Raw genomic sequence first — 15,573 nt, 5'->3', positions numbered from 1 at the left:
AGCCGGGGGGAGACGGGATGTCCCCTCCGGCAAGAAAAAGGGGAGCGGGACTGAGAATAGCTCCCTTGTCTTCTTCAAGATCAACATGGTCGCCAAATAGCATCGGCACAGACCCGGCGGCTATTCCCTGCTCGCCGCCACCAGCATCAGATATTGGGTCATCCGCGTCCGATATTCGGCCGTCAGCCTGACATGGATGCGTCGGCCGTCGGCCGCATCCTGCAACCGTACCAGCGCGCCCTTGTCGCACAGCAGATTGAGATAGCGCAACGCCGTCGTGTGCGGCGCGCCCGAAGCGATGCACGCGCTGCTGACGGAAATCTGCTTGTCCTCAGCCTCGGCAGCATAGAGGTCCAGCAGCATCAGCCATGCGGGGTCGACCGTGACGTCGAACGGGAGCACCGCCTGACGCGCTTCGCTCTCGCGCAAAAGCCGTCTTGCCAGCATGCCAAGCATCTTTTCTTCGGCGGTCCCGGCGGGCGACGACAAGCCTGCCTCCGTGGGGACCAGGCTGATCTGGGACGCAATCGTCAGCGTTCGAACGGCTTCGCTCAGCCGAAGCAGGTCATTTTCGATCGCTTCAAGATCAGCCGTCCGCAGCAGCGCCGCCCGCTGGCCGAACATCGCAGTCATGTGATGACTCCCTATGTGCAATTGTTCGTGCAGCTCGTTGGTCCATGGCCACGCCCACAGCCATGACGACCAGGATGGGAACGCCCCAGGCCGTCGTCATGTTGTAATAGACATCCGCAACCAGCTTTGGCGCGACCCAGGCGACCAGATGGGAGCAGACTCCGTTGAATTGGAGCGCGGCTGCCCAGATCGGCCACCATCGGCGTGACGCCAGCGCCAGATAGAGGAAACCTGCAAACAGCAGCAGGTCGCCCCCGAACACCGCCAGATTGAGTCCCCCGAAGGGATGGGGGAGGCCCATGCCGACATAGGTGGCCACCGTCGCGGCGATCACCAGAACGGCACCGGCCTTGCCCACCCATCCGCCTTGCAGCCAGACATAAATGGTGATGCAGATCAGGGCTGCGTTGAAGGCATCGGACAGGTCCATTACGAGCCTGCACTAGAGCATCGCATGAACGATGCGAAAACAAAAAACCGAAGAACGCGGTCCGCGCCTGATTGGACGCAGCGCGCACCAGCGCGACCGGCGATCAGGCGACAGCGCGGCTTGATATTTCCCTCAGGATCGGAGCGCTGCTGACCTTGCCGGTCGGCTTGTCGCGCGGACAACCGAAGAAATCTTCATCGGCGACGATCGAACGCTTGCGGATGCGATGGGCCTTCGCATGAGCCTCGACCAAGCTCTGGCGGCTTTCCAGCATGGCATTGGTGCAGCGTGTGAGGTCCGAATAGATTTTCTGGCCGCTCAGGGGGTCCAGCCCCATGGTCCGGCCGACCTCGATCATGTTGGCGCTGGCCCGCAAGGTATGGGCGAGCACGTCGTCGAGTTTGGCATAGGCCATGTTCAGGTCCACGACCACGGCCTGCGCGGTGTTCCTGTTGAGGGGCATACGATGATCTGCTTTGGGCATAGGATCTCCTTTGGCGACGGACGTCACCTAAAAAAGTCGGATTGTTCGAAATTCATGCCCCTTCGGAAAAGAAGGACATGACCCATAGGCCTGCCGCTACAAGGGCGGCGATCGTTCCTCCGATCATGAGCGCCAGGCTCAGGATCAGCTTGATGCGTTGAACCGCGTCTAGATCATTGTCCCGACCTCCCAGTGGCGGGAAGCGCGGCGTCTTGCCATGCGGTGGCATGGGGTCGGCGGCCGACGCTTCCTGCCCACCAGAAATCGCCATTTCCGGGGCCGGGGCAAGACCATCCGTTTGATATATCAAAGGCTGATATGTCTGGCGGCCCTCCGCCTCGGCCAGAATGCGCGCCGCTTCGAAGCGATCTGCAACGCCCAGCGCCCGCAATGCCTGGCGGATGCGCTGGTCGACCGCGTGATCGGACTTGCCGATCCTGCGGGCGATCTGCTTGGTGTTCAAATTCTGAGCGACGAGCCGGAGGCATTCTTTCTGCTTGTCGGTAAGGCGCGATACATCGGGCACGCTCATCGACTCATCTCCGGCACCCCGGAACATGATCGCCCGGATCAGCCGCGGCGCGGCCGTCTCCTTCCCAATATCTCCCCTCGTCGAGCAATTGCAGATCCCCCTCAATCATTGCACCGCACGCAAATGATTCGGGCGCAAATTAGAGGCTCTTGCGATGCATGAACAGATTGGTGCGAGCGGCTTATGCTATGTCCTGGGCGCCCAGCCATCCCTGAACCGGACGATGCGACCATGCCGGTGCCTGCGCCGGGCCATGAGCGGAGTCGAATTGCGCATCGCAAGCTGTTAGGTCACCCCGCATCCTTGAACGCTTCGCGGTTGCGATGAGGGGTAAGGCGTAGAAAAATGTGCGGGTCGCCCGAACATCAAGATGGGACCGGAGCGGCCATCGCATTGACTCATGCTCAAACGGATATGGAATGAAGATGGCTTATTTCGAACGCGTTGATGACAGGAATTTTCAACCCAGCGATCATGTCGGCGGCGCGTGGAATGTTGCGGAGCAGCACGTCGCTCCGGCACTCGGGCTTATGGCGCATATGCTCGAGACGGATCATCTGGCCCGTCGCGGCGGCGATCCCCTGCGCCTTGGTCGCCTGTCCTACGACATTATGGGCACGCTTCCGATCGATCTGATCCGCATCGACGTGGAGGTGATCCGGGCCGGCCGCACGATCGAACTGGTGGAGGCACGTCTCAGTCACGCCGGCCGGACGGCGATCCTGTTGCGTGGCTGGTTCGTTCAGGCCTATGCGACCGACGCCATTGCAGCGACGGCGCTGCCGTCGATCGCGCCGCCTGACGAGATGGCCCCATTCGACATCACGGCATCATGGCCGGGTGGCTTCCTGAAAAGCCTGGAGGCCCGGCGTCAGGCCATAGGGCCCGGGCGGGCGAATGGATGGTTGCGCGCCGGCCTGCCTCTTGTCGCGGGGGAGGATGTTTCCGCAACAGCGCGCGTCATGGGACTGGTGGACGTCGCCAATGGCATGGCTCCGCTCGTGTCGCCGCTGGACGTGGCCTTTCCCAATCTCGATCTGACCGCCTGTTTCTTCCGGGAGCCGGCAGGCCCATGGCTTGGCCTGCAAAGTGCGGTTTCGATCGGGCCGGCGGGAATGGGGCTGACCCAGACGATCATCCATGATCTGGAGGGGCCGATCGGCGCGGTGTCGCAATTCCTGACCGTGCGGCCGTGACATGGCGCGTCGCCACGCGCAGGGACAATCGCTCGCTTTGGCCCTATCTCGCGCTCCTGGGTGCGATGGCGTCCTTCGCCACCGGCAGTTCCTTCGCCAAGCATCTCTTCCCCGTCATGGGAGCGACGGGGACGACGGTGTATCGCGTCGGCTTCAGCGCGATGCTGCTGATGGCGATGTGGCGGCCCTGGCGCAGGTCATGGTCCCGCACCGAATTCATGCTGGTGGCCCGCTATGGCATCGTGCTGGGGCTCATGAATCTGAGTTTCTACATGGCACTGCGGACCATTCCGCTGGGGCTGGCGATCGCCATCGAATTGCTGGGGCCGTTGACCGTCGCCCTGATGAACTCGCACCGGGCGATCCATTTTCTATGGGTGGGCGTCGCTGTGGCCGGCCTGGCGCTGCTGTTGCCCGTTGCCGACGTCAAGGGCACGCTCGATCCCATCGGCATCCTGTTCGCACTGGGCGCGGCGTTTTTCTGGGCGCTCTATATCGTCTTCGGCAAGAAGGCGGCGCATCTCCCGCCGGGCGCTGCCGTGGCCGTGGGGCTGGCCTTCGCCACCCTGGCGGTCCTGCCGGTCGGCCTGGCCGTCAATGGGCTGGGGCTGCTGAACCCCCATGCGATGCTGCTCGGGCTGGTTGTCGCGGTCCTGTCCAGCGCCTTGCCCTATTCGCTGGAGATGGTGGCGCTCCGGCATATTCCCGAACGGAGTTTCGGCGTCGTGCTCAGCGCCGACCCGGCGATCGGCGCCTTGGCGGCCTATCTGGTGCTGGGAGAGACGTTGACCGGGCGACAGGGCATGGCGCTTGCCTGCGTCATCGCTGCCGCCATCGGCGCCGTAATGACGCAGGACAAGAAGGCGCAGGGATAGGCGCCCTTATCCCTCCCGCGCGATCTGGAATCCGGCGAAGGATTGGGTGACCGGCATCAACTCGATCCGGTTGACATTCAAATGCGGGGGCTGGCTCGCCACCCAGAACAGCGTCTCGGCGATATCCTGTGCCGTCATCGGATTGGCGTTGCCATAGAGCGCGTCGGACGCGGCCTGGCTGCCGGTACGGATCAGGGTGAACTCCGTTTCGACCATGCCCGGCTCGACCGAGGTGACGCGGACGCCTGTACCGTGCAGGTCCGACCGCAAGCCGAGCGAGAATTGGGTGACGAAGGCCTTGGTCCCGCCATAGGTGTTGCCCCCGGTATAAGGATAGGTCGCCGCGGTCGAACTCAGGTTGATGATCGCGCCCTTGCGCGCGATCAGGCGGGGCAGCAGCTTGTGGGTGATCGTCACCAGCCCGGTGATGTTGGTGTCGATCATCTGCCGCCACTGGTCGAGGTCCGCCTGCTGCGCCGGGGCGGTGCCCAGCGCCAGCCCGGCATTGTTGATCAGCAGGTCGATGTCGGCGAAATCGGCCGGCAAACCCGCCAGTGCCGTGTCGATCGCCGACTCGTCGCGCATGTCGAAGCTGATCGCATGCACCTTGTCCGCGCCCAGTTCGGCGATCAGCGCCTCCAGCCGGTCGGCACGGCGTCCGGTGACGATCACCTTCCATCCCGCCGCGACGAAACGCCGCGCCGACGCCGCGCCGATGCCTGCGGTTGCTCCGGTGATCAGTGCGGTTCCTGCCATGTTCCATCCTCGTGCGCGACAGTTGATATTGTCCCGCGATTTAAGGCCATTTCCACTGATGCCAAGCGCCATTTGCCCGGCACTTGCCCTTTCATGTCCGGATTTCTCCCGGAAAACGACCCTGTTCGGCTGGTCGCCGGAAAGAGGCCGCCGGCATCATTTCTGGCGCGGCTGACTTGGGACTGCAATAGTCCCCTTCTAGGAAGGGAGCATCGAAAAGCAGGCTGGCCGGTCTGAAGAGGGGCGGACATGGCCTTGAAATATGGAGAGTGGAGTTGACGATCCTCACGATCGATTTCGAGGCGTCGTGCCTGCCCCGGCACGGCCTGTCCTACCCGATCGAAGTCGGCATCGCATGCGATGGGAAAGCGCGAAGCTGGTTGATCCGCCCGCATGACGACTGGGCCGGCTGGTATTGGTCGGATGAAGCGGAGGCGCTGCATGGCCTCAGTCTCGACCAGGTGAATCGCGAAGGGCTGCCCGCAGAAACCGTGCTGGCGGAACTGGCCGCCGCCTGCGACGGGCGGCGCATGGTGGCCGACAGCATGATCGACCAATATTGGCTGGATACGCTGGCCGATGCGGCGGGACAGCCGACACCCTTTCTGATCGATCATGTCTCGTTCCTGCTGGACGAACATCGCGCCGACGAGCAGCGGATCGGCGCCGCCGTCGCCTATGCCGATGCGCGTCATGCCGAACGCCACCGGGCCGCGAGCGACGCGCTCTGGCTGTCGGCGTTGCTGGATCATATATCCGCCCGGCCGGTGGTGGAGCATCGGGCGTTGATGCGTCTCACCTGAATTCTATTTCGCGCCAGCAATATTTTGTAACGCTCGGCAAATTACGGAGACATTCAGGGGGCCTAAATCCCGCTCGACCATTTCCGGTCGGTAGGGAGAAGGCCCATGTTCCTCATGCTTGCGTCCAGCGCGGCGGCCCTGGCCGTTGCGACGCCGATCCACAGCACCGAAATCGCGCACGCGTCCAACGCCTACACGGCCAGTTACAAGACGCAATCCACCGTCCGCTTCCATGAGGTCGAAGCCCGTTTCGCCAACCGCGCGTCAGTCCCGGTCTGCCGCTGGCAGGCCGACATGGCCGTGAACCGGGATGTGGTCGCACAGGGGCGGCCCGTCGCTGCCTTTGCCAAGCCGATCCATCGCTTCGCGCCCATTTCCGGCAGCCATGCAGGCGGCTGCAGCGCCGCGCGCGGTCTGATCGCGGCGGAAATCGCCCGTCACGACAGCGCCCGCTCGGCCGCGGCCGTCTCCGTTGCGCGGCAGGACCGCGCCGTGCTGGTCAATGAACTGGACGGCATTCACGCCCTGTCCGTGAAAGGGGCCGTGACAGGCGGATGAGTCCCCCGCTGATATTGATCGCGGAGGCCCGGCAGGACGTGCGACACGAAGTGCGCCAGTCACTGGAGCAAAGCGGGTTTCGTGCCCTATCCGCCGCCAACGCGAACGACATCTGGACCGCGATGGACAGCATGGCCGTCGGCGCGGTCGTGCTGGACGCCGCCCTGCGCGGTCCGGACGGCATGGACCTGTGCCGGGATGTGCGCGAGCGCAGCGACGTGCCGATCATCCTGGTCGGCGCGGACAGCAGCGAGGTCGATCGGGTGGTCGGGCTGGAACTGGGCGCTGACGATTATATGGCGAAGCCCTATTCTGTCCGCGAACTGGCCGCCCGGCTGCGTGCGGTGCTTCGCCGTGGGCGCAATGACCGGGCGCTGGGCACGCGCCGTCCGATCGAGGCGCGCTTCGACGGCTGGGTGGTCGATTCCTCCCGGCGCGAGGTGGTCGATCCCGGCGGTGGGCTGGTGGAACTGACCGCTGCCGAATTTTCCCTGCTGCTCGTCCTGCTCGATCATCCGCAGGTCGTGATCGCCCGCCCGCGTCTGATGGAATTGGCGGGCGTGCGCGATACGCCTTCGTCCGACCGCAGCGTCGATGTGCTGGTCAGCCGGCTGCGGCGCAAGCTCAGCCATGGCGGCCGGTCTGCGCCGATCGTCACGGTGCGGGGCGGCGGATATATGTTCAGTGCCGTGGTCGATCGGCGCTGAATCCCGTTCGCGCAGCCGGTTGTCCGCTATCCATTGCCTTGATCCGGCTGGGAAATACGGCGGTTCCTCGTACGTCCCGCGCTTTCCATCGCTCAGACATATTATTTAACAAAGCCGCTGCGCCGCAGCAAAACCGCATCCTTATCCTTCATTCTCAAGGCTGGTCTGCCCCCTGACCGGCCACCTCATAGAAGGATGCAGTGACATGAACGAGCTTATCGGTCGCGTCTTCAGCTTCGAAAGCCAGGTCTTTCCGAACCAGAGCGCGCTTTACAACCGCCTCGCCAGCGACGGTCAGAGCCCGAAGGCGCTGATGATCTCCTGCGCGGATTCGCGGATCGTACCGGAACATATCATGCAGGCCGATCCGGGCGACCTTTTCGTTTGCCGCAATGCGGGTAACATCGTGCCTCCCCATGCCACGCAGAATGGCGGCGTCACCTCCACCGTCGAATATGCGGTGATGGTGCTGGGCGTGCGCGACATCATCGTATGCGGTCACAGCGACTGCGGCGCGATGAAGGCGCTGTCGACCAATGCCGACCTTACTTCCATGCCCAACGTCGCCGCCTGGCTGCGCCACAGCCATGCCGCGCAGAAGGTCTGTCGCGAAAGCTATCCCGACGATCTGAGCGACGCTGCGAAACTGCGCAACATGGCGCTGGAGAATATCGTGGTGCAGCTTGCCCATCTGCGCACCCATCCGTCGGTCGCGTCGGGCATCGCCCGCGGCGAGATCGCGCTGCACGGCTGGTATGTCGACATCCATGCCGGCCAGGTCCTGGGCATGGACGGGGAAACCGGCCGCTTCCTGCCGCTGCGCGAAGGCCAGCCGCTGCCGGTCGCGCTGCCCCATGCCAAGCGTCTCGCCGCCGACATGGTCTATGCCGAGGCGGCGGAGTAAGCCGATGATCAAGGCGCTTTCCGGCGGCACTTTCAGCCGCGACTTCACGGCCTCCATCGTCGTCTTCCTGGTGGCGATGCCGCTGTGCATGGGCATTGCCATCGCGTCCGGCGTGCCGCCGGAAAAGGGCCTGATCACCGGCATGATTGGCGGCCTGATCGTCGGCGTGCTGGCGGGTTCGCCCTTGCAGGTCAGCGGTCCGGCGGCGGGCCTGGCAGTCATCGTCTTCGAAATCGTCCAGAAACAGGGGCTTTCCGCCCTGGGTCCGATCCTGATCCTGGCCGGCGCCATCCAGGTGGTGGCGGGGCTGTTGCGGGTCGGCGGCTGGTTCCGCGCGATCTCGCCCGCGGTGGTGCATGGGATGCTGGCGGGCATCGGCGTGCTGATCGTCGTGGGCCAGTTCCATGTGCTGTTCGACGACAAGCCGCTGTCGAGCGGCCTTGCCAATCTGGTGGCGATGCCGGGCCAGCTTTTCGGTCTCAGCAATCAGGATGCGGCAACGGCCTTCGCCGTCGGCCTCGTCACCATCGGCGGCATGCTGGGCTGGGAGAAATTCCGTCCCGCTTCGCTGAAGCTGGTGCCCGGCGCGCTGGTGGGCGTGGTGCTGGCGACGCTGGTGGCCTTTGCCCTCAGCCTTCCCGTGGCTCGCGTCGTCGTACCGGAATCGATCGTCTCCGCCATTTCGCTGCCGGAACAGGGGCTGCTTGCGCAGCTGTTGAACCCTACGGTCATCACCACCGCCATTGCCATCGCCTTCATCGCCAGCGCGGAGACGCTGCTGTCGGCGGCGGCGGTCGACCGCATGCATGACGGTGTGCGCACCAACTACAACCGGGAACTGAGCGCGCAGGGCGTGGGCAACCTGCTCTGCGGCGTCGCGGGCGCTCTGCCCATGACCGGCGTGATCGTGCGCAGTTCGGCCAATGTGCAGGCCGGCGCGAAGACGCGTCTGTCGACGATCCTGCACGGCGTCTGGATATTGGGCTTCGTCGCCCTGCTGCCCTGGTTGCTGCGCGAAATCCCGATGGCGGCGCTGGCGGGCATCCTGGTCGTCACCGGCATCCGCCTCGTCAGCGTCGACCATGTGAAGCATCTTCTCCACCGCTATGGTCCGCTGCCGGCGGTGGTGTGGGCGGCGACGCTGGTCTGTGTCGTGGCGACCGACCTCCTGACCGGCGTGCTGGTCGGCATCGGCCTGTCCTTGCTCGAAATGCTGCCCCATGCCCGCCGCCTGCGACTGGGCCTGGAGGAGGAGAGCCGGGACGATGCGCATGAAGTGGCGCTGCACGGCACCGCCACCTTCCTCAACTTGCCGAAGCTTTCGGCCAGGCTGGAATCGGTGCCGGCCGGTCGGCTGGTCATCCTCAACGTCGAGCGTCTCGGCCATATCGACCACACCTGCGCGGAAATGGTCCGCGAATGGGTCGACCGCCGCCGGGGTACGGGCGGAGAGGTCGAACTGTTCGGCGCCACCGGCCGCATGCGTCACCTCGTCGCCTGATACCATCCCCCTCGTCGGGCGATAAAGGAACCGCCGCATCATCTCCCAGTGATGCGGCGGTTTTGCGTTAAGTTTCCGAATAGAAACAGATTGGAAACATTTGGAACGACGCAAGACAATAATCGTGTTGCCTACAACACAGTGCGCTCATTTCCTTTCGCATCTGCGAAAAAGCCGTTTCCCCAATCCGCGGCGTGACCATAATCTGCTTTCGATCCGCCGGTATCGAAGACGAAGAGAAAAAAGATCTTCGGACGGAGCGGACGCAGGACGGAACATTCTTACGTAAAAGGGGAATGTTCATGAAGTATCAGATTGCCTGTGCCGCGCTTGCGCTGCTCTCCAGCGCTCCGGCCTTTGCCCAGGAAAAGCCCGCAGGCCCCGTCACCGTTTCCGGCAGCGTTGCGTTGGTGTCCGACTACCGTTTCCGTGGCGTGTCGCAGTCCGACAAGGGCATGGCCGTGCAGGGCGGCGTCACCCTTACCCACGAAAGCGGCCTTTATGCCGGCACCTGGGGTTCCAACCTCGCCGGCTGGGGAACGTTCGGTGGGTCGAACATGGAACTGGACCTGTTCGCCGGTTATGCGGTTCCGCTGGGCAGCGCGACGCTGGACGTGGGCCTGACCTGGTACATGTATCCGTCGGGCGCCAACAAGACCGACTTTGCCGAACCCTATGTGAAGCTGTCGAGCGAACTGGGACCGGTCAAGGGCCTGATCGGCGTCGCCTATGCGCCCAAGCAGCAGGCGCTGGGGAAATGGTGCAGCGATGCGGCATGCACGGTCTTCAATCCGGGCGACAAGGAAGACAATTTCTACGTCTGGGGCGACATCAGCGGTGCCGTGCCGAACACCCCGGTCACGCTGAAGGCGCATCTGGGCTGGTCGAACGGCAATAGCGGCCTTGGCCCGAACGGCACGTCGCTCGCGCCGACCGGGAAATATCTCGACTGGCTGGTGGGCGCGGACGTCGCTATCCCCGGCACGCCGCTGACCCTGGGCGTGGCCTATGTCGACACCGACATCGCGCGGGTCGAGGAAAACTATATCCGTCCGAACTTCTCGGACCTGGACAATGGTTCGTCGATCGCGCGGAGCCGGGTGGTCTTCTCTCTTTCGGCCGCCTTCTGACGCGATGCATGCCGGGCCGCGGGGCCCGGCATGACAAAAATTGCTGTGCCGGGACGGGCGCTTGTCCCGGACGTGACAAATTGTTGCTGGGCTTCCCGCGCCCTGTTGCTGCGGCAACGCCCGGTTGACCCTCCGCCCGGCGGGACCTATCTCGCTCCCCATGTGCAAAATTCTGTGCCTTTCGGCATGACCGCCCCGACGATCATCCTGGTGGAGGACGACCCGCCGCTGCGCACGTTGACCGCGCGGGCGTTGCAGGAACATGGCTATCAGGTCAGACCGGCTTCCTCCGGCCCGGAAATGTGGGTGGCTTTCGATGCCGGGCCGGTCGACCTCGTCGTTCTCGACGTGATGCTGCCCGGCACCAACGGTATCGACCTTTGCCGCCAGATCCGACGGAAGAGCGACGTTCCCATCATCTTCATCAGCGCCAAGGGCAGCGAGACGGACCGCATCGTCGGGCTGGAACTGGGCGCAGACGATTACCTCCCCAAACCCTTCGGCACGCGCGAGTTGATCGCCCGCATCCGCGCCATATTGCGCCGCGTCGGCGTGGAGCGCGGGCCGGACGAACATCGTGAGAATGAAGCCCGCTTCGATGGCTGGATCGTCAATTTCCCCCGCCGGGAACTGCGTTCGCCGACCGGCGCGATCGTCGACCTGACCGGCGCGGAGTTCGACCTGCTGGGCAGCTTCCTCAGCCACCCGCAGCGCGTCATCGCCCGCGAACGGTTGATCGAACTGTCCCGCACGCGCATGGGCGACAGTTCCGACCGCAGCATCGACGTGCTGGTCAGCCGCCTGCGCCGCAAGCTATCGACGGAAAAGGGCGCGGCGCCGATCACGACCGTCCGCGGCGTCGGCTATATGTTCAATGCGGAGGTCAGCCGCGCTTGAGACGGCATGTCAGCCTGGTCGGGCAGATATTCGCGATCCTGCTGCTGACCCTGACGCTGGAATTCGCGGTCGGCATCTTCCTCAACGAGCGGGCCAACCATCTTTCGTTACAGGATGACGAGGCGCGCCGCCTGGCCGAGCATCTGGTCATCGCCCGGAAGCTGCTGACCGAACAACCGGCGGACGATCGGCACGCATTGGCGTTGCAACTGACCACCGATCGCTACGATGTCCATTGGACGCCGTCCTCGCCGCCGCCGCCGCCGCTGGCGCCGGGGCTGGAACGCATGCGGCGCCAGATCATCAACTGGGAACCGACGCTGGAACAGTCGGGCCTCTGGCTGCGCCTCGCCTCGCCGGGGCGCGTGTCGGAAATCAATGGCGGCCTGAGGCTGGCGGACGGAAGCTGGCTCTATTTCGGCATGCGGCATAGCGGGGGCAAATGGACCTTCACCATCGGTCGCATGGGATTGGCGATGATCCCGGTGCTGGCGCTGCTGATCGTCGGCGGCCTGATGATTCGGCGCACGCTGGCGCCGTTGCGCGATCTGACGCGGGCGACCGAGCGCATCGGCCTGTCCGACGAGGTCATGGTGGAGGAGGGTGGCTCCAACGACGTGCGCAATCTCATCCGTGCGTTCAATGCCATGCAGACGCGGATCCATGGCCTGATCACCGAACGGACCGAGATGCTGGCCGCCGTCGGCCACGACCTGCGCACTCCGCTGGCCCGGTTGCGGCTGCGGCTGGACAATCTTCCCGAGAATGAGGGGCGGGAGGCGATGGAGGGCGACCTCACCGAAATGGGGGAGATGATCGATTCCCTGCTCGCCTTCCTGGGGGGGGAGAAAAATGGCGAGCCGCCGGTGCGCACCGATCTGGCGGTGCTGGTGGCGACGGTGGTCGACGCCTTTCAGGATCACGGCAAGGATGTCGACTATGCCGGGCCGGATCATCTGGAAATGGCGGTCCGGTCGCTTTCGCTGCGGCGGGCCGTCGTCAATCTCATAGAGAACGCCCTGCATTATGGCGGCCGCGCGCGGGTCACGCTGGAGCGGACCGCGCGTGAAGTGCTGATCCGGGTCGACGATGAGGGGCCGGGCATCCCGCGCGACAAGCTGGAGGAGGTGCTGAAGCCCTTCGTCCGGCTGGACGGTGCGCGGCAGCGCAATACGCGCGGCCTTGGCCTGGGTCTTGCCATCGTGGCGCGCGCGGTCGAACTGGAGGGTGGGCAACTGATCCTCGCCAACCGGCCCGAAGGCGGGCTGCGCGCGGAAATCTGCCTGCATCTGCCGGGGCATGCGCCGAACCGCTGACAAAAGGAATCTGCCTGCCCCCAAGCAAAACTCATTTACCGCGCGGCGTCATGCCGCGCTATGCGGGGAGCCTATATTAAAAGAGGCACATATGACGGCAGAAGGCGAAAGGGAAATCGCCCAGGGTTATTGGGATATCGATCGGCTGGCGGCCGAACTGGGCGCCGTGCGGCGGCGCTGGCGGCAGGCGCAGGATCATCATGCCGAATATGGGGCGGAGGGCTTCCCCTCCCGCGCCACCCTGACCAAGATCATGGCCGCGCTGTGCGGCGCGCTGTTTCCGCTGCGCCTCGGTCCCAGTTTCGTGCGTGTGCATAATGAGGACGCCTATGTCGCCCAGACATTGCAGACGGTGCTCAGCCGCCTGTACGGGCAGATCAGGCTCGAACTCATCTATGCGATGAAGGACGATGCGATCGAAGCCGTGGACAGGGAGGCGACGCGTATCATCGGCGCCTTCGCGCAGAGCCTGCCGGGCTTGCGCGAACTGCTGGACAGCGATGTGGATGCGGCCTTCCTGGGCGATCCGGCCGCGCGCAGCGTGGACGAGGTGCTGATCTGCTATCCTTCGATGATGGCGATCACCCATCATCGCCTGGCGCATCGGCTCCATCAGCTCGGCGCACCGCTGGTGGCGCGGATCATCTCCGAAATCGCGCATGGCATCACGGGGATCGACATCCATCCGGGCGCGAAGATCGGCCACAGCTTCTTCATCGACCATGGCACCGGCGTCGTGATCGGGGAGACGGCGATCGTCGGCGACCGCGTGCGCATCTATCAGGGTGTGACATTGGGCGCGCGCAGCTTTCCGGCGGATGAGAAAGGCCGGCTGGAAAAGGCGTTGGCGCGCCATCCGATCATCGAGGACGATGTGGTGATCTATGCCGGCGCGACGATATTGGGCCGCATCATCATCGGCAGCCGGTCGGTGATCGGCGGCAATGTCTGGCTGACCGACAGTGTGCCCGCCGACAGCAATGTCCGCCAAGCCAAGGCGCATTATGAAGTGACGAGCCGGGTCGAAGTCTCCGCGCCCCATCGCGTCCATGCGCTGCTGGACGAAGGACGCGACGGGATCGCGGAGAATATCTGACGCAGTTGGTCGGGTTTCTCAGTTGGCGCAGCTATCCCCGTCACCTGCGATCAGGTCGAGGCAGCGTCCGTCGATCTGATCCTTCGGCACCGGCAATTTGATCAGCGCCGCCAGCGTCGGCATGATGTCGACCGTTTCGATGCCCAGCGGCTGTTCGAAATGGGTGAGGCCCTTGCGCCAGAACAGGATCGGCACGCGGCGGTCGGTGTCCCAGGGGCTGCCATGGGTGGCGACATTGCCCATCACCGCGCTTTCCGGGATCGACATGACGCGCGGTTTCAGCAGCAGCAGGAGATCGCCCGATCGTTGCGGATCGAAGCTGGCGCGAGCCTCCTGGATCAGCGACCAGCTTTCCGGCGGGCCGGAAGGGGATGGGGTGGCGGCGATCTCCGCCTTGGTGAAGACGGTCTGCACCTGGGGATGGGCGCGCAGCAGGGCGAGCGTCGCCGCTTCCACCTTGGCTCGTTCGGCCGCCGTCAGGCCACGGTCGAAATACAGGTCGCCCGCGGGGCCGTCGCCCCAGATCAGCGTCTTGCCCGCGATGCCGGTCTTCTCCGCAATGACGGCCGACAGCGCTTTGGGCGTGAGCGCCGTGTCGACGCGCTGCTCCATCGGCATGGCGTTCAGGCGGTGCCGTTCGGGCAGGTCATGGCCGCCATGGTCGGCGGTCAGTAGGACGACATAGTCGGTCCCGTCCTTGTCCAGCCGGTCGAAGAAGGCGCCCAGTTCGCGGTCGAGCCGGTCGACCTGGATGCAGCTTTCCGTTCCCTCCGTGCCATAAGTATGACCGATATAGTCGGTGGCGGAGAGGCCGATGGAGATGATGTCGGTCTGCGCCTGTTTGCCCAGCGCCATGGCCTCGATCGCGGCGGCGGCGAAGGCCAGCGTCATCGCATCCTGTTCGGGCGAGATGCGGAAGCCCTTGTAATCGCCCCCCTCACGCGCGAAGCGGCCGGTGCCGACGGTCTTGTCCCCGGCCTTCACGGGAAAATCCTTCGCCGCGCATTGCGGTGGCAGTTCGAAGCCGGGATTGGCTTCCGCCAGCCGCCGCGCCATGGCCTCGTTCACCTTCGCCACCAGCGGCGGCACCGCCACGCCCTTGTAGCTGACATAGCCCTTCGGCCCGCCGAGCCACCAGACCTGATCGGCGGTCGGCCCGCCCATCATGATGGCGGCGCGGTCCTTGCCCGCGATCGACACGACGCGGGTGGCGGGATTGGCGATCTTCATGCGCCCGCCCAATGTCGGCACCTTCAGATGTATCGGGGAGGCGACATAATTGTCGCTGCTGGAGCCTGGCTGGGTCTCGTCCTCCGCGCAATAGACCGACTTGTCGGCGCGGGCGGCGCCAAGGTCGAACCAGCTGTTCGCGATGATGCCGGTGCGTGATGGGCGGCTGCCGGTCAGGATCGTGCTGTGGCCGGGGCAGGTCTCGGTCGCGGCATGGCTCTGATAGCCGCGCGGGAAGACCACGCCCTGTTCGGTCAGCCGCTTGAGGCCGCCCGTATAATATTGCCGATATTCGCTGAACAGGTCGGCGGAGAACTGGTCGACGGAGATGGCGACGATCAGTTTGGGCGCCGTTGCCAAAGCCGGCGCTCCCGCCGGGGCTGTCGCCGGAACTGTTGTCGGGCTCTGGGCCAGTGCGGGGACCGAACCGGCGAGGAGGAGGGCGGCAGCGACTTTTTTCAACATGGGGTGAAGATACCTTCTGATGCCTTGACGGCAGATGCAACGGGACCTAGCCCCCTTGCA

Annotated in this window: 17 protein-coding genes; 11 read left to right on the top strand and 6 right to left on the bottom strand. The window is 64.6% G+C overall.

What is annotated here, in order from left to right; translation table 11 throughout:
- Positions 1–120: 120 nt before the first annotated feature.
- The 4 genes from CAF53_RS03860 to CAF53_RS03845 all read right to left on the bottom strand — a co-directional run bounded on the left by CAF53_RS03860 (position 121) and on the right by CAF53_RS03845 (position 2,079).
- Positions 121–633 (bottom strand): hypothetical protein, encoded by a 513-nt coding sequence (locus tag CAF53_RS03860; RefSeq protein WP_157801217.1) that lies wholly within the window; start codon positions 631–633, stop codon positions 121–123.
- On the bottom strand, positions 587–1,063 hold the full coding sequence (locus tag CAF53_RS03855; protein WP_052757464.1) for a hypothetical protein: 477 nt from the start codon (positions 1,061–1,063) through the stop codon (positions 587–589). Before CAF53_RS03855 ends, CAF53_RS03860 begins: the two co-directional genes overlap by 47 nt.
- Positions 1,064–1,166: 103 nt before the next feature.
- On the bottom strand, positions 1,167–1,547 hold the full coding sequence (locus CAF53_RS03850; protein WP_157801216.1) for a hypothetical protein: 381 nt from the start codon (positions 1,545–1,547) through the stop codon (positions 1,167–1,169).
- 52 nt (positions 1,548–1,599) lie between these two features.
- Positions 1,600–2,079, bottom strand: a complete 480-nt coding sequence (locus tag CAF53_RS03845; protein WP_157801215.1) for a helix-turn-helix transcriptional regulator — start codon at positions 2,077–2,079, stop codon at positions 1,600–1,602.
- Between the two features lie 419 nt (positions 2,080–2,498).
- On the opposite strand from CAF53_RS03845, the gene CAF53_RS03840 reads away from it, so the two are divergent.
- Together CAF53_RS03840 and CAF53_RS03835 are read left to right on the top strand one after the other, a co-directional pair.
- Positions 2,499–3,275, top strand: coding sequence for a thioesterase family protein (locus CAF53_RS03840; protein WP_242443381.1), 777 nt, complete (start codon positions 2,499–2,501; stop codon positions 3,273–3,275).
- Positions 3,272–4,150 carry a DMT family transporter gene (locus tag CAF53_RS03835; protein WP_242443380.1) on the top strand — a complete coding sequence of 293 codons (879 nt, stop codon included), beginning with the start codon at positions 3,272–3,274 and terminating at the stop codon, positions 4,148–4,150. Before CAF53_RS03840 ends, CAF53_RS03835 begins: the two co-directional genes overlap by 4 nt.
- A 6-nt stretch (positions 4,151–4,156) precedes the next feature.
- Here CAF53_RS03835 and CAF53_RS03830 read toward each other — a convergent pair whose 3' ends face one another.
- A complete protein-coding gene (locus CAF53_RS03830) occupies positions 4,157–4,906 on the bottom strand; it encodes an SDR family NAD(P)-dependent oxidoreductase (RefSeq protein WP_046764915.1) in 750 nt (249 codons plus the stop codon).
- Positions 4,907–5,181: 275 nt separating this feature from the next.
- On the opposite strand from CAF53_RS03830, the gene CAF53_RS03825 reads away from it, so the two are divergent.
- From CAF53_RS03825 to epsC, 9 genes are all read left to right on the top strand, one after another.
- A complete protein-coding gene (locus tag CAF53_RS03825; protein WP_100238679.1) occupies positions 5,182–5,709 on the top strand; it encodes a hypothetical protein in 528 nt (175 codons plus the stop codon).
- A 105-nt stretch (positions 5,710–5,814) separates the two neighbouring features.
- On the top strand, positions 5,815–6,267 hold the full coding sequence (locus CAF53_RS03820) for a hypothetical protein (protein WP_100237380.1): 453 nt from the start codon (positions 5,815–5,817) through the stop codon (positions 6,265–6,267).
- Positions 6,264–6,974 carry a response regulator transcription factor gene (locus CAF53_RS03815; RefSeq protein WP_100237379.1) on the top strand — a complete coding sequence of 237 codons (711 nt, stop codon included), beginning with the start codon at positions 6,264–6,266 and terminating at the stop codon, positions 6,972–6,974. Before CAF53_RS03820 ends, CAF53_RS03815 begins: the two co-directional genes overlap by 4 nt.
- 205 nt (positions 6,975–7,179) lie before the next feature.
- Positions 7,180–7,878 carry a carbonic anhydrase gene (locus tag CAF53_RS03810; RefSeq protein ID WP_046764673.1) on the top strand — a complete coding sequence of 233 codons (699 nt, stop codon included), beginning with the start codon at positions 7,180–7,182 and terminating at the stop codon, positions 7,876–7,878.
- Positions 7,879–7,882: 4 nt separating this feature from the next.
- Complete coding sequence (locus CAF53_RS03805; RefSeq protein WP_046764672.1) at positions 7,883–9,379, top strand: SulP family inorganic anion transporter; 1,497 nt, start codon at positions 7,883–7,885, stop codon at positions 9,377–9,379.
- A 296-nt stretch (positions 9,380–9,675) separates the two neighbouring features.
- A complete protein-coding gene (locus CAF53_RS03800; protein ID WP_100237378.1) occupies positions 9,676–10,509 on the top strand; it encodes a TorF family putative porin in 834 nt (277 codons plus the stop codon).
- A 186-nt stretch (positions 10,510–10,695) separates the two neighbouring features.
- Entirely contained in the window at positions 10,696–11,406 is a 711-nt protein-coding gene (locus CAF53_RS03795) for a response regulator transcription factor (protein ID WP_100237377.1), read from the top strand.
- On the top strand, positions 11,403–12,722 hold the full coding sequence (locus CAF53_RS03790) for an ATP-binding protein (protein ID WP_046764670.1): 1,320 nt from the start codon (positions 11,403–11,405) through the stop codon (positions 12,720–12,722). Before CAF53_RS03795 ends, CAF53_RS03790 begins: the two co-directional genes overlap by 4 nt.
- Positions 12,723–12,813: 91 nt before the next feature.
- The gene (gene epsC / locus CAF53_RS03785) at positions 12,814–13,818 is read left to right on the top strand and encodes a serine O-acetyltransferase EpsC (protein WP_046764669.1); all 1,005 of its coding nucleotides are present in this window, start codon (positions 12,814–12,816) and stop codon (positions 13,816–13,818) included.
- A gap of 18 nt (positions 13,819–13,836) precedes the next feature.
- Here the strand turns inward: epsC and CAF53_RS03780 are convergent, their stop codons facing one another.
- Positions 13,837–15,513 (bottom strand): alkaline phosphatase family protein, encoded by a 1,677-nt coding sequence (locus CAF53_RS03780; protein ID WP_100237376.1) that lies wholly within the window; start codon positions 15,511–15,513, stop codon positions 13,837–13,839.
- Positions 15,514–15,573 lie beyond the last annotated feature (60 nt).

The organism is Sphingobium sp. LB126 (genome assembly GCF_002795205.1).
GTDB classification, from domain to species: domain Bacteria; phylum Pseudomonadota; class Alphaproteobacteria; order Sphingomonadales; family Sphingomonadaceae; genus Sphingobium; species Sphingobium chungbukense.
The sequence above is the reverse complement of the archived record's forward strand: the minus strand, read 5'-3'. Positions and strand labels throughout refer to the sequence as shown.